Below are 12,888 nucleotides of genomic sequence, written 5' to 3' on the forward strand. Positions count from 1 at the left end.
CCAACCGATGATCACGCGGTGGCCGTACCCGTTCCCAGCCGGGTCCCGCGACAAGATCGCGAAGTCAGACTGGAGTACTAGCCGCTTCTCCCGGTTCCTTCGATATGGAGACGCCGACCGCCCCGTTCGTCCCCGCGGTCCCGGAAGGGGGAGCCCCCCGACGCGGGCAGCGACCTGAACTCCAGGGCCCGCTTATCGGCTGGTCGCCGTATCCATATCCCCATGCAAGGAGGCTGTCCGTGCCGTCTACGGAAATGACTGTTGGCGATCTCATCGATCTGCTGTCCGCCTGCGACCGCGACGCTCCGGTCCGGCAGGCGATCAACCCGTTCTTCCCGATGGAGCATCGCCTCGACCAGGTCCTCCAGTCCGTGGACGCGACCGGGCAGACGGTCGTCCATCTCGCCGAGAGCAGCGATGAGCACAGCCAGCTCGGTGCCCTGCCGCCCGAGGTAGCCGTGACGCTGGACTGGCAGTCTCCTGTCCAGCCACCGCGTCGCCCCCGCCGCACCGCTCGCGGCGGCCAGTAGATCCTCATCATCCTTGGAGGTCCCCTGAATCCCGACTTCCCCCTCGACCCCGCCGCACCCGATCGAACCCAGGCCGCGTACTGGGTCGGCCCCCGCCACCTGGCAGGTGACGACGGACGCCTCTACGACACCGTCGCCGACACCCTCACCGGCCTTGGCTGGACGAGCCTGACGATGGTCCGCGGCCGGCAAGAGCCGGACGAGACACCGGAAGACCGGCAGGTCGTACGCAGCACCGTCCTGCACATCAGCCCCGACACCCTCCGATGGGCCCAGTGGGTCCTGGCGGACGAGCCGTTCCTGCTGGGGGGCCTGCCAGTTGCCTGGCACGTGTCGGCTCGCACGAACTCGGCCAGTCCGCTCGCGCAGTGGTCCGCGTACTTCACCCCCGACGTCCCCGGAGAGGCCGTCGTCGACTTCCTCGTCGCACTCGACGCACGGGAGTTCCCGGCCGAGGAGTTCGGCGGGACCGAGCTGGTCCTCGACGCCGTCACTACTCACGGCTGGCTCCTCAACATCGACCAGCCCCGTGCGGGAGCGTTGGACGCGACCTTCACGTCCCACATCAGCTACGGCACGGTGCCGGCCCTCATTCAGGACGCCGACCCGCGCACCCTGACCGACAACACCGGGACGGGCCTGGACGGGTGGCAGGCATGGGCCGAGCCGGTGCTCGGCGCACGATGCCTGTGGGCGGCGTCCTTCAGCTCCAGCGTCCCGAACGACCTGGTTGCCGCCTTCGCACGCTCGATCAGCTCCACCGCACCGGTCCTGCGCCGGGTGCTCCCCGCGAGCACCGAAGACCGGCTCCTGCGCGCCCCGGCCATCTGACGCCACGCGTCCTGATCGTCACAAGGAGAAATGAGGTCGGGGCCCTTGTGCGGCATCGACTGGTCGGAGCCCTCAATGGGGCATGTGCCCAGCCGCCTTCCGTGTGCTATCGAAAGGCCCGGACACCTTCGAGGGGTGTCCGGGCCTTTCCGCACACCCGTCACTTGACTTGCGCTCATCAAGAACGCCAGAGAGACGAATAATGCACCGCACGGGTATGGGTTGGCGCCGTAGGCTGCCCTGTTCGCCCACGAAGGCACGGGAGTTGAGAGAATGAGCGAAGCCGAGAACGCGTGGCGGCCAACCGAGCACGGAGCCAACATCGGACACTCGTCTGCCGTTATGGCCCACCGGAAGGTGGCTCTGGACGTTCACAGGCTTACCCGTGAACGCGATTCCTGCCGGGCCGTCATAGACGCTCCGTATACGGTGATGGCACTGCGCCACGTTTTGCGGGGCGTCGAGATGACACGCACACACGTGAAGACAGAAGCAGCTCGGCAGTTGGTCAGCGACGCCCTTGAGGCATTCGACCGTGCGGTGCCGGGCGGAAAACACGCCCGGGATGTAATCGAGCACTTCGACGAGTACGCCATGGGCGTTGGCAACCTGCAACAGCCCCAGGTGCGCAACTTCAGACAGCGGCAGCCGGACGATCAACTGTCTGAAGAATTCAGGCACCGTCTGGAGTGGGCCGGGACCGGTGACGAACGACGCCCCGTATACGTCGCCGGCCCCTACCGCATCGACATCCTGGCCGCGGAGGACGCCGCATTCCGGTTGATATGCGACACGTACGAGGCCCTACTGCTCGACGAAGGACGGCCTGTCCCACGCGGGTGGGCGTACGAGGTCCAGCGCGGCTCGCTGCGATGTGAATGAAGGGCCATGCGACGGTGCCCCGCCAGGAACGCGCGGGGCGGGACACCGAGCAGTGGGCGTTTCAGCGGCCTGCGGTTGCCTTGGTGAGGGCCTTGTCGAGGTGCCGGTCGACGAGAGCGGGCGAACCGGAAACGACCACGAGGACGTTCCCGTCGCGGATCGCGGTCTGCTTCACCACCCTGTCGTGTCCGCCGGCGGAGAAGGTCAGCAGCTGGCTCCACTGCTCCTCGCCGAGGTGGGGCGATGCCGTCTTCTGGGTGGCGATGTCAACGGCGGAGCCGCCGACGAGGATTTGGTACTCGGGGCACCCAGCCATGGCGTCGAAGACCTCGACCATGCCGTCGGACAGCTTGGCGGGCGTGTCGCTGTACAGCTCCTCCGAGATCTCGGAGTCGCTGTGGCCGGCGTAGGTGAAGGAGGTCTTCGCCTGGCGGGGGAAGTCGAGCGATCCTCCGGTGGCCGCCTCGCCGCCGAGGTCGGAGAGGGCAGGGCAGCCGAGAACGGTGACGTCGTCATGCCGTGCCGGGCGCTCGGCCTTGCGGGTGTAGCCGCTGCCCAGGTCGCTCTCGTCGAGCAGGCGGGCTGTGAGTGCGGCCGACGACAGTGGGGTGCTGTTCACCTCATTGACGGCCGGGCTGCCGGAGGCGGCGGAGGACGACGGTGCAGGAAGTGCCGCGCTGTGGGGCGAGCAGGCGGGCAGGGCGAGCAAGGCAACGGCGGTGATGCCGACGGCGGTGGTGGCGACGCGAACGCGCACGACTTGACCCCTTGGTTCTGGGAGAAGGTTGGGCAGTGGGGGCCAGTGGGCCCTGTGGGGTCGTAGGGGTATAGGGGTCAGTGGCCGAGGTGGCGCAGGCAGTCCTCGAACGTGGCGTGCGTGGCATCGACCGGCGCGGAGTTCCGGTTGTACCAGGCCGTGTCCAGGCGAGTCTCCTGTTGCTGGTGACCGGCGCGGCAGCGCAGCCAGATCTGATCTTGGGTGGAGATGATGATCCAGTCCCGGTACGCGCCGCACTCGGCACAGGTGACGACCTCGCCGTCCAGGACGAGGGGCCGCAGCCAGGGCATCATCCGGCCGGCGACCTGGTCGTGGCTCGGGACGCGCAGATCCGGCGGCAGGAAGTCGTCCACCTCGGCCACTGGCTCGGACAGCTGCACGCCAGGCGGTGGCATCGTAGGCGTGGGCAGGGGCATGCGCTGCCACATCTTCCACATCTCCTCGTGCCGGCGCTGCATCTCGATGTCGAACGCATCCGGCTTGCGGCGGCGTATCCGATCAAACACGCTGGCGTCCTCCTGCGTCTCGTCCTGCTCGCGTCTTGATCGTCCTCGAAGGCGTGTGACCTGTTCAACTCGCAAAGTCCACAGTCACGACCGGCCTCGCCGGGCGGTGGTCCGGCCCTGCGCCGCGCGTCCGGTGCGGCTGGTCAGGCGCTCCGTCCCGCGGTCGGCGGTCACGGCATTGCTGGTGTCGGCGGGCAGGTCGGCACTACGGCGCAGGCGCCACACCAGCACGTCGCTGACGGATTCTGCGGTGTCGAGTTCTCTGCGTACGGCGGCATCGGCGAGGAGCACGGTGGCGTTGTGGCCGGCGGCTTCGGCGTCGGCGAGGGTGGCTGCGAGCGCGTACCAGCCGGGCTCGGCCAGGACCTGCTCCGCCAGCTCCGGCACAGCCTCACGCAGCACGGCCGTCTGCCGCTGCAGGAGAGGGTGGCCCAGGCGCCGGCCGCGCTGGTAGAGGGCGCCCAGCGGCTGGGCGGCGGCGGCCTGGTAGGCGGCACGAAGGTGTTCGGCGGCTTGACGGGCGGCGGCGGCCTGCTGAGCGTGGCCCTTCTTCGCGTGCCAGTGCATCGCCGCGGTGACGAGGAAGAACAACATGTCGATCGCCATCGCGGTGGTCGCCCCGTCCTCCCCGCGGCCGAGCGCGGGCCCGCTGAGGACCAGGTCGCGGGCGGCCTGCCGCAGCGCCCGGTCGTGGCCGCGCTCAGCCCGCACGTGCGAACGGGAGGCCCGCTCGAAGGCGACGGCGGCCCCGCGCAGTTGGGTTCGGGTGTGGGCGGCGGAGGTCTTGGCGAGCGCGTCCAGGACCTCGCCGGCCGAGGCGATGTGAGCGGCGGCGACCGCGTCGTCGCCTTCCTCGATGACGATCAGTGCCTGCCATGCCGCGGAGGCAGTGCCGCGGCGCGCGGTGGACGGGGCGCTGGGCGCCGTGCGTGACGGCGCAGCGACTGAACCGCTGGCCTGGTCGTCGGCGGACCAGCGTTCGCGGATGCGGGGCAGCGACAGGTCCGGGGCAAGTTTGGATCCCGAGTAGAAGATGGGTTCGCCGTCCTTGTTGCGGTCGTCGGGCAGCGCGACGGTGTACCCCAGCAGGTCACCGGAGGGCGCGATCCGCCGCCGGATGAGCAGGCCGGCAGCGGCGAGCCGGTCGAAGAACTCCCTCTCGCCGGTGGCTCCGGCCACGGCACGGCGAACGGTTTCACGCAGTTCTTCGCGCGGGGTGCGTTCCCGCTGCTGCCGTTCGGCCTTGTGGCGCTCGGCGCTGGTCGGCCGCTGGGCGGCGGTGCCGTCCCCGGTGTTGAGCCGCTTGAGGCCGTACTCGGCTTCCATCAGACGGGCTTCGGTCTGAGCGCGTCCCGCGTCGTTGTTCAGGCGGGGCCTACGGCCGTCCTCCCGGACGAGGGTGGCGATGATGTGGATGTGGTCGTCGGCGTGGCGGATGGCCGCCCAGCGGCAGGCGGCGGCGTCGCCGTCGGGCGCGATGCCGGTGGCCGCGACCATGCGCCGGGCGATCTCGCCCCACTGCTCGTCGGAGAGTACGGGGTCCTCTGGCGCGGCACGCACCGACAGATGCCACACATGCTTGGCCGGGCGACGGCTGGAGGCGAGGGCTTCGACCGGCTGGTCGAGGAGCTTCTGCAACTCCGTGTACGTCGCCTGCGGGTCGCGGCCGGGGTCTGGCGCCAGGCTGTCCCAGGCGGCCACGAGGTGCGGGTCGACGTGTTCCTCGTGCGTGCCCGGCCCGTACAGGTAGTACAGCAGCCCGATAGTGCGTGTCCCGCGCTTGTGGACTCTGGGGATCATGCGACGTGGTTCTCGGTGTCCAGGTAGTGCTGGGTGAAGGTCTCCACCCGCTTGGCGGCGCGGTGGACGGCGTCGAGGACGGCTCGGGTGTGCGGGACGTCGGCGCCGGCGTTGGTGGCCTTGGCCACCTGGTTGAGGTTGTTGCCGATCTGGCCGAGGTGCCGGCGTACGGCGAACAGCTCGTTCAGCACTTCTCGTTCGGTGGCGATCTCGGCAGCGGTGCGGTCGAGGTCACGGGCGGCTTTGAGGGCGGCGTGGGCGAGGAAGCCGGCGACGCTCATGCGGCAGGCGGACGCGGCGCGGACGAGGAGCTGGTACTCGTCGTCGTTCATACGGCAGCTGGGCTGACGCATGCGCTTGTGCTCGTCACGCAGGCGCTCGCGCTGGCGCACGTGTGGCTTCGGCGGCGCGGCGTGCTCGCAGTACGCGGTGTGGCACGTGTGTGGCAGTCCCCCTTCTGGATGCGGTCCGCCCTCGGTCGCATCCTGGTGGACCGGCACCTCCCGGTGCCGGTCCGCTCCCGCCACTCCAGGGGCGGGGGAGGCAAGAGCATTGCTCCCGACGGGAGCAATGCTCTTGCGATAACTTGCTCGCCCCCAGACCGAGTTGGGGTCCCGAGCAGGATCCGGGGTGGCGCTGTTCTCGTTCGGGTTCGTCATCGGCTGTCGGGCCTCGCCGTACGGAGCTGCCGCTGGATGGTGGCGGCCAGATCGATAACGGAGGCCGGTCCGTGCAGGAGCTGGACCGGCCCGTTCGGCACCTGCTGGACGAGCCACTGGCCGGTCGGGACGGGCACCATGGCGTAGACGAGGTGCCGGCGGACCAGGACGGTGGCCCACGCAGCCGCCTCGGTGGCCATGTGCCGCGACGGAGGGATGGGGTGGGAAACCACGGGATGCCTCTCGGTACGGGGGGGCCCGGGGTGCGCCGGGCCACCAAAGGGGGACAGGGGGAGTGACCTGCTGGATTGCAGGGTCAGCCGCACTCGGGGCAGCGTCCGACGTGGCCGCTGAGCGCCCGGGCCATCCGCGCCTTCGTTGAAGCGGCGTACGTCGAGCTGGCCTTCGCCGACGGCTTGCCGGCATGCCGCCTGGAGTGGGCGCTCAGATAGCCGATCTCCCGCTCGTACTCCTCACGGAGGGCGGCGAACTGCGGGCAGGTCCTCATCGTGTGGTGCTCCTTGTCGTCGTGTTGCTGTCTGGACTGCGCAGGGCCGCCAGGACCAGGCTGAGTCGGTCGTTTCGGCCGCCGGGGAGCTTCTCGCGGCGGATGATCTCCCTGAGCTGGACCCGAGTCACGGCCGCGTTGCCGTCCCGTTCCAGCAGCGCGGGCACGTGGGGGCGGATCAGCTCAACCAGCTGGTCGATGTCCTGCTCCCGCTCACGCGCCGGACGCTGAGCCTGCGGGCCGCGGGACCGGCCACTGCGCTTGCCCTTCCCCTTTGCCTTAGGCGCCGGCGTCCGGCGCAGGGGAACCTGGTGTCCCCGGTCCCCGGTGGTGTCGGTCCCCGTGTCGTTCGGTCCCCGGTCCCCGGTCGTGTCGGTCCCCGACTCGTCGGTCCCTGGTCCCCGGTGCCATTCAGGGCGTTGTGCAGGCACTTCATCGACCGGGAGGCCGGTCCCCGAGCGGCTCTCGTACTCCTCACCGGGCTCCGGGTTCACTGCCTTGGTCCCCGGCTCGTGGGTCCCGTGACTCGACGATGACCGGTCCTCGGTCCCCGCTTCCCGGTCCTCGGTCCCGTCGTGCCGCTTGGCGTTCTCGCTGTCTGGTCCCCGTTGAGGTTGCAGTCCCCGGTCCCCGTTCCGAGTCACGACGATGTGGGGACCGTCGTTGGCCGAGATGCTCTCGGTGCTTGCGGCGCGGACCGTGGTCGCCATCTCGCCGGAGCGAGGTGGGGACCATGGGGAGGGCAGCGGGACGGTGGCGAGTGCGAGCGCGTGTCGGCGGGCGGCAAGCTGGGCCAGCAGCTCGGCTCGCTGGGCCGGGTCGGTGCCGACCGAGGCCCGGCCGATCGCTATCGACAGCCGCCGGGTCAGGCGCCGACCCCGTCGACTCTGCCGCTGCTCGGCTGTGAGTTCAGCGAGCCGGGTGGCGAGGGCCACGGCGCGGGCGGTGGCGCGGTCACGAGTGATCTGCGCGGCGTCGCGGTCCCGGGCGGCGATGCCAAGTCGGGACAGCAGTCGCTCACGTGCTTCTCGCCCGAGAGTGGCGATCAGGCCGTGAGAGGCGGCACCAGGGGTGCGCAGGCGCAGCTCGATGCCCATGGCCAGGTGCCAGAGCATCGCCGCCATCACCGGTCCGACGAAGGCGCGGACAGTGCCTCCTACGGGACCGCTCTCGGCGTAAGCGGGGATCACCTGTACTCCGGTGATGAGCCACACCAAGGTGCCCGGCAGCCCCGGGGCGCCTTGAGTGTTCAAGTTCTGCCGGGCCATCAGGGCGGTGGCGAACAGCCCCAGTTCCGCGGCGGCGAACATGCTGGCGCGTTCGGCCGTGCCGGCGATGTTGAGATAGTCGGCGGCGAAGCGCCAGCTGGTGTCGGCGCTGTAGGCGGTGCAGCCGAGCGCGGCCAGGGCGGCGACCACGACCGCGGCATTGCCGAGTCGATTCTGCGGGTTCTGTGCCCGTCGCCGGAACGCCCAGCCGACCAGGGCCAGGGCCAGCGCGGCGGCCGGGACGCCTAGGGCGAGCAGGTGGGAGAGGTCGGGGCTCGCACCGAGGGACAGGGAAGGGTGGGTCATGCGGCCTTTCCGAGAGGGGCGTGCGCCGAGGCCGGCGCCACCGGGCAGGTAACGGGGTGCTGGGTGGCGGGTCGGGCGGACGCAGGTCGGCTGGCCTTGCCGGGTGCGGCCTTCCTCATTGCGCCCTTGCGCCGAGGTACGCCGAGGGCGCGGTCGCGGTCGAAGACCTTGTTGGCGGCCTGCCGCAGCAGGTCCCGGGCGTGCTTGGTGCCGATCTGCAGAGCGACGGCGAGCCGGTCGGGGCGCCATCCGCGGACATAGGCGTGGTCGATGACGACCTGCCGCTCGGCCTCGGTGAGGTGGACGTCGCGGCCGTTGAAGAAGGCGACCACGCGGCTGTAGTCGAGGCGATGGGGCAGTCCCTTGTGCCAGGGTTCGCGTTCTTCAGCGGTCAGCCCGCCCCAGACGCCCTCCTTGAGGTCGTTCTCCAAGGCGTAGTTAAGGCAGTCGCGGCGCACGGGGCACAAGGCACAGAGTTCCTTCGCGTCGGCGATGGCCTCGTAGTCCCGGGGCAGGGGAAAGAAGGTGGCGTCGGCGTCCTCGGGGTCCATGCCGTGGCAGGCGCCGTGGGGCTGCCAGCTGGTGTCGCCGATGCCGCGCAGGCCGGTGGCCGGCGTGGTCTGGGTGGTGATGTGGCGCAAAGTGGTCTCCGGTGTGCTGCCGCGTCGACCAACAGCAGGTCGGCGGTGGGTGGACGCGGCGTCGGGCGCCTGCTGCGGCGCGCGACAGGGGCGCCGCAGCAGAGGTGGGACGGTGGTGTTGCGCGGGTGCACCGGACGGTGCACCGTCGTGCGGGCCGGTCAGGCCATCGCCGCGTGCTTGGCGGCGGCGAGGTCCAGGCGGCAGTGATGCGGAGTGGCCCGCGGGGCGCTACCGCGTGCGAAGCCGTCGGGGTCGACGCGCCGGCGGCGGCACGGCTGGCCGACCGGTGCCTCGCACCAATCGCAGCGCACCGAGAGCGCGTCGGGCTGGCCCTGGGCGAGGGCTGCCTCGCGGGCAGCGCGGGCGCGACGGAAGGGCGCGAGGGCAGCCCTGGCCTCCGACGGGATACACGAGCCGACCTCCTTCAGCCGGGCTTCCAACCTCGGGCTGACACGGCTTGCGGCCAGCTGCCGGTACATCACCGGCTGGGCGGAGCCGGTGGCGACCGCACGGCGGATGCCGACCAACTCAGCGGTCCATGCCGCTTGGTCGTCGGGGTCGGCCGACGGGGTGGGGTCGGTGTGCCGGTGCAGGCGGTCGCGCTTGTAGCTCTCCCACGGGCGGGCGATGTCCGCGGGCAGGATCTGGTACGGCGAGACGCGGATGTGGCGGCGGGCGACGACGCAGGCGTCCCAGCCGTGCGGCGTGGCCAGCGGTACCTCGTCCAGCAGCTCGTGCCACTGGGCGAGCTGGTCGCGGGCCTCGCCCTGGTCGGTGCGGATGGTGCGCGGGTCGAGTCGGCCGATGTAGGCCAGCAGGGCGGCAGTTTCGCGGCGGTCCATGGGCTTACTCCGTTCCGGTCGGCGTCGGCTCGTTGAGGGCGGCGAGAAGGGCGGCGGTGTGGGCCTCGGCGCGGGTCATGCCGCCCGTCGGGGCGTGTCCGCTGCCGGGTATGGCGTAGAGCTTCGGGCGGGCCGGAGCGTGCTCCCGGGCGATCCAGGAGCGCCAGTCGGCAGCCCAGGCAGCGGGCGGTCGGGGGGTGTGCCCGGCGCGGTGGGCGCGCCACTTCGCGTCGGCTGCTCGCAGGCCCTCCTCGCCGAGGCGGTCGAGGTGGCCTTGTTGGCGGGCCCAGGCGTGGCTGGCTGGGTCGACCTGCCAGTCAGCAGCCGAGGTGACGGCAGCACCACTACTGCTGCCATTCCGGTTCAACTTAGGTTCTCTACGGTTCTGTGTGTCGGATTCCGTACCGTGCTGGGGTCGGATTCCGGCACGTCGGGGGGTTGGAATCCGACGCGAGGGGCCGGATTCCGTACCGGCCGGATTCCGGCGGGAGGGGCCAGATTCCGCACCCTTCTTGGGCCAGATCCCGTACCGCCGCAGGCCCTTCTCGGCCTCCTCGTCCAGCTTGGGCACCGGATCGGAGTCGGTCGGTGGGTCGACGTACGCCTCCGGGTCCTCGCGTCGAGCGTCGGCGACCTTCGCCAGCCACGCGGCAGCCCGGGGCAGCCGGTACACCGTGGTCCGTTGCGGGCCCTCCAGGTGCCCCAGCACCCGCAGCTCGCCGCTCTTGTCGAGCGCGACCAGCGCGTCCCGCACCGCCGTCCGGCTGGCGTTCGTTCTCTCCACCAGACTCGTCAGCGAGGCCCAGGCGACGCACTTGTCGTCGGCGACCCGGTCGGCGATCGACAGCAGGACCAGCCGCGCGGTGCCCCGGCTGGAGCTGTGCTCCCACACCCACTCACGTGCGTTGACGCTCATCGGACACCCCCGGCCGCGACGCCCGGCCGGCTGTTCGCCGACGCTGGGCTGGCGTGCAGCGTGCCCAAGCGATGCGACGCCAGGACGAGGGTGGATGCCGTGCAGGCCGGATGACTGGGCCTTTTGCGTATGGCGGGCGGCATGGAAGAATCCCCTTTGCAGTGTTGCCACGCTGAAGCGCCCGTCGGAAAGGGATCAGCGTGGTGATGGTGGGCAATCTCCGCCCTCTCGGGCCTAGCCGGGCCAGATCGGGGCGGTACGTGCCGCTACGCGTTCGGCGTCCAGGAGTAGCCGCTCCTGGGCGCCGTCGCTGTATACGGACCTGCGCGAGTCGTTGGGTTCCTGACCTCCTCCTCACGCTCTCTGGCCCCCAGGCGGGGTGCCCGGGGGACGACGAACATACGCACGGACCCGTGTCAAGATCCAGAGTTGGCTCTAAAACTCTGTACTAGTCGCAGAGAGTGATGGGGTCGCACGTCAGGTCGGCTGGTGGCGATCGGCCAAGCACTGCTGAGCCGCCGTGGTGCGGCTGCCGCGATTACCCGCAACGCCTGTAGACGCGGCAGTGCAATTCGAGGCACTAAAATCTGCGTCGATAATATTGCGTCAATTTCGGCGCATGCGTTCGCCTTCGGAGTGTCGAATGACGAACCACTAATCGTCGCGCTGCGAGTACTGCTATCCGGCCGTGTGGTCCTCGACGGATGTTCCAGCTGGCATCGATGTCGGCAGGCAACCGACTAAGTGGTGGGCGCAGGCCGAACGGTCCCAGCGTCCCGGCATGTTCCTCACTGCGAACCCCCTTGTGTCTCATGCCACATTGCTGGTCGGAACTGTTGGCCAGAGCGATTTAAGTCAAGCCCGTCCGAGCACGTCAACGGCAATCATTTGTCCAGTTTGTTACAGTACGTCGCTAGGGTTGCGTGGTAGTTGGTTCGTACCTACACTGCCGTAACTCGAGCCTGAGGTAAGGCAAATGCTTGCAACGGAGCCAACTGGATGCCCGGTCGTGAGTGTGGTCTAGACCGCCCACTGCTTCGCTCAACGAAAAGCGGCAACGTTTTGCCGATTTGCCGGCCGCCTGCATGAGTGGATCTTGAGTCGTGTCCGTTTGGGGCATGAACGTGCCACCATGTCGCGCCTCGTTTGTTCGACGTTGAACCATAGGGCCGTCTTTCATGGCGACCCACCCGGATCAAGATCACTTAGGGATTGCGTATGGTTCTTCCGGGAGGCGAAGGGTGGGCCCAGCGCATTCGCTGCCGCTTGGGTCCTTACGTGCGCCCGGAAAGAAGCGTCTCCTGATAGTCAAAGGCAGGATTTTCGTGGTCACGCAGGAACAAAAGCCCAGCGGCAATGACGCTCTGGAAGAGGAGATTTCGGAGCGCGGTGACAGCGGACAGCAATTGGCCGGCCACTACATGGGCTTCGGTGCCCTCCTGCGCAGGTGGCGCAAAGCGGCAGGGGTAACGCAGTACCGGACGGCCAGGGCTCTGGGCATGAGTGAGCGCACGTATCGCAAGATCGAACGTGGCGCGATGCCACCCCGGCTGTCCCGCACGCAGTGCGAGGCCCTCTCCGAGCTACTTCGGCTGGACCGCGACGAGCGCCACGCTCTGCTGCTCTACAACGTCGGCTCGATGCTCGTTCCGCCGAGCGGGTCCGGCCAGCCGGAGCTGCAACAGGCTTTGCGTCTGCTCATCGACCGGCAGATGCCCAGCCCCGCGTACTTGTGTGACCAGCACTGGAACATTCTGGCCTTCAATACGGCCATGGCGGAGTGGTGGCCGTGGGTGATGGAGCCGGGCGCGAATCTCATCCGGTGGGCTCTGACGACGCCGGAGGCCCGCGCCCAGTACCAGGACTGGGACAAACACGCCTCGGCGTATGTGAAGATCCTCAAGTTCGCTCAGGCCACCAGGCCGAATGATGCCGAGCTGCGCCGGCTGATCGAGGACGTCAAGAAGGACCCCGACGTGCGGCACGTCTGGGAGACCGAGCACGACATGGGGGAGACCCGCGATGGCCATGTCTTCCGGATGAACGTGCCGACGCTGGACTGGGAGACGATCGAGGTCGTCAGCCACGTCCTCTATCCGGCGTCGATGCCCGACTGTCGCTTTGTCGTGATCACCTGGATCGAAGGCCACGGCGACGACGAGCGCGACGCGCTCGGCGGCGTCCGCGACGCTTGGGCAACCATGACCGCGAACGAAAACGACGTGGCGACGGCACAGCGGCACGCGCAGAACCGCGCGGCCGAGGACGCCGCCACCCGCTGGCGAAGGGAAGCGGCAACCCTCGCGGCCCGCATGGTTGTCGCCACTGCAGACGAAGCAGCAGCACTAGGGTCCGTCTTCAAAGATCGCTAGATGGTGGATCATGGTGGTGTGGTACGTCGTCATGAACTCACCGACCAA

General features: G+C 69.4%; 14 protein-coding genes. 4 read left to right on the forward strand and 10 right to left on the reverse strand.

All coding sequences use genetic code 11. The features are described 5' to 3' along the window. The first annotated feature begins 239 nt into the window (after nucleotides 1-239). The 3 genes from ABD198_RS29235 (at nucleotide 240) to ABD198_RS29245 (ending at nucleotide 2,243) form a co-directional block, all read left to right on the forward strand. A complete protein-coding gene (locus ABD198_RS29235; protein WP_344007509.1) occupies nucleotides 240-530 on the forward strand; it encodes a hypothetical protein in 291 nt (96 codons plus the stop codon). 174 nt (nucleotides 531-704) lie between these two features. Further along, entirely contained in the window at nucleotides 705-1,361 is a 657-nt protein-coding gene (locus ABD198_RS29240; RefSeq protein WP_344007511.1) for an SPDY domain-containing protein, read from the forward strand. Nucleotides 1,362-1,634: 273 nt separating this feature from the next. After that, nucleotides 1,635-2,243, forward strand: coding sequence for a hypothetical protein (locus ABD198_RS29245; protein WP_344007513.1), 609 nt, complete (start codon nucleotides 1,635-1,637; stop codon nucleotides 2,241-2,243). A gap of 61 nt (nucleotides 2,244-2,304) precedes the next feature. Here ABD198_RS29245 and ABD198_RS29250 read toward each other — a convergent pair whose 3' ends face one another. From ABD198_RS29250 to ABD198_RS29295, 10 genes are all read right to left on the reverse strand, one after another. Beyond that, nucleotides 2,305-3,000, reverse strand: a complete 696-nt coding sequence (locus tag ABD198_RS29250; protein ID WP_344007515.1) for a hypothetical protein — start codon at nucleotides 2,998-3,000, stop codon at nucleotides 2,305-2,307. 77 nt (nucleotides 3,001-3,077) lie between these two features. Further along, the gene (locus tag ABD198_RS29255; RefSeq protein WP_425580590.1) at nucleotides 3,078-3,449 is read right to left on the reverse strand and encodes a hypothetical protein; all 372 of its coding nucleotides are present in this window, start codon (nucleotides 3,447-3,449) and stop codon (nucleotides 3,078-3,080) included. Nucleotides 3,450-3,611: 162 nt separating this feature from the next. Then, nucleotides 3,612-5,327, reverse strand: a complete 1,716-nt coding sequence (locus tag ABD198_RS29260) for a relaxase/mobilization nuclease domain-containing protein (protein ID WP_344007517.1) — start codon at nucleotides 5,325-5,327, stop codon at nucleotides 3,612-3,614. After that, nucleotides 5,324-5,680 (reverse strand): plasmid mobilization protein, encoded by a 357-nt coding sequence (locus ABD198_RS29265; RefSeq protein WP_344007519.1) that lies wholly within the window; start codon nucleotides 5,678-5,680, stop codon nucleotides 5,324-5,326. The genes ABD198_RS29260 and ABD198_RS29265 overlap by 4 nt, the downstream gene beginning before the upstream one ends. Before the next feature lie 302 nt (nucleotides 5,681-5,982). Continuing rightward, nucleotides 5,983-6,186 (reverse strand): hypothetical protein, encoded by a 204-nt coding sequence (locus tag ABD198_RS29270; RefSeq protein WP_344007521.1) that lies wholly within the window; start codon nucleotides 6,184-6,186, stop codon nucleotides 5,983-5,985. A 116-nt stretch (nucleotides 6,187-6,302) separates the two neighbouring features. Then, the gene (locus ABD198_RS29275) at nucleotides 6,303-6,494 is read right to left on the reverse strand and encodes a hypothetical protein (protein ID WP_319252784.1); all 192 of its coding nucleotides are present in this window, start codon (nucleotides 6,492-6,494) and stop codon (nucleotides 6,303-6,305) included. Continuing rightward, entirely contained in the window at nucleotides 6,491-8,068 is a 1,578-nt protein-coding gene (locus ABD198_RS29280; RefSeq protein WP_344007525.1) for a hypothetical protein, read from the reverse strand. Before ABD198_RS29280 ends, ABD198_RS29275 begins: the two co-directional genes overlap by 4 nt. Further along, nucleotides 8,065-8,709, reverse strand: coding sequence for a WhiB family transcriptional regulator (locus ABD198_RS29285; RefSeq protein WP_344007527.1), 645 nt, complete (start codon nucleotides 8,707-8,709; stop codon nucleotides 8,065-8,067). Before ABD198_RS29285 ends, ABD198_RS29280 begins: the two co-directional genes overlap by 4 nt. Before the next feature lie 159 nt (nucleotides 8,710-8,868). After that, complete coding sequence (locus tag ABD198_RS29290; protein WP_344007529.1) at nucleotides 8,869-9,552, reverse strand: zinc finger domain-containing protein; 684 nt, start codon at nucleotides 9,550-9,552, stop codon at nucleotides 8,869-8,871. Between the two features lie 4 nt (nucleotides 9,553-9,556). After that, on the reverse strand, nucleotides 9,557-10,468 hold the full coding sequence (locus ABD198_RS29295; RefSeq protein ID WP_344007531.1) for a helix-turn-helix domain-containing protein: 912 nt from the start codon (nucleotides 10,466-10,468) through the stop codon (nucleotides 9,557-9,559). Nucleotides 10,469-11,793: 1,325 nt separating this feature from the next. On the opposite strand from ABD198_RS29295, the gene ABD198_RS29300 reads away from it, so the two are divergent. Further along, nucleotides 11,794-12,840, forward strand: coding sequence for a helix-turn-helix transcriptional regulator (locus ABD198_RS29300; RefSeq protein ID WP_344007533.1), 1,047 nt, complete (start codon nucleotides 11,794-11,796; stop codon nucleotides 12,838-12,840). Nucleotides 12,841-12,888: the final 48 nt, after the last annotated feature.

This window comes from Streptomyces thermocarboxydovorans, from assembly GCF_039524635.1.
In the GTDB taxonomy this organism is placed as follows: Bacteria; Actinomycetota; Actinomycetes; order Streptomycetales; family Streptomycetaceae; genus Streptomyces; species Streptomyces thermocarboxydovorans.

What these genes read in the sequence shown, in the direction of transcription:
- ABD198_RS29270 (WP_344007521.1), bottom strand. Translation starts at nt 6,186, where the DNA reads ATGGCCACCGAGGCGGCTGCGTGGGCCACCGTCCTGGTCCGCCGGCAC.
- ABD198_RS29245 (WP_344007513.1), top strand. Translation starts at nt 1,635, where the DNA reads ATGAGCGAAGCCGAGAACGCGTGGCGGCCAACCGAGCACGGAGCCAAC.
- ABD198_RS29280 (WP_344007525.1), bottom strand. Translation starts at nt 8,068, where the DNA reads ATGACCCACCCTTCCCTGTCCCTCGGTGCGAGCCCCGACCTCTCCCAC.
- ABD198_RS29295 (WP_344007531.1), bottom strand. Translation starts at nt 10,468, where the DNA reads ATGAGCGTCAACGCACGTGAGTGGGTGTGGGAGCACAGCTCCAGCCGG.
- ABD198_RS29255 (WP_425580590.1), bottom strand. Translation starts at nt 3,449, where the DNA reads ATGTGGCAGCGCATGCCCCTGCCCACGCCTACGATGCCACCGCCTGGC.
- ABD198_RS29240 (WP_344007511.1), top strand. Translation starts at nt 705, where the DNA reads ATGGTCCGCGGCCGGCAAGAGCCGGACGAGACACCGGAAGACCGGCAG.
- ABD198_RS29260 (WP_344007517.1), bottom strand. Translation starts at nt 5,327, where the DNA reads ATGATCCCCAGAGTCCACAAGCGCGGGACACGCACTATCGGGCTGCTG.
- ABD198_RS29275 (WP_319252784.1), bottom strand. Translation starts at nt 6,494, where the DNA reads ATGAGGACCTGCCCGCAGTTCGCCGCCCTCCGTGAGGAGTACGAGCGG.
- ABD198_RS29265 (WP_344007519.1), bottom strand. Translation starts at nt 5,680, where the DNA reads ATGCGTCAGCCCAGCTGCCGTATGAACGACGACGAGTACCAGCTCCTC.
- ABD198_RS29290 (WP_344007529.1), bottom strand. Translation starts at nt 9,552, where the DNA reads ATGGACCGCCGCGAAACTGCCGCCCTGCTGGCCTACATCGGCCGACTC.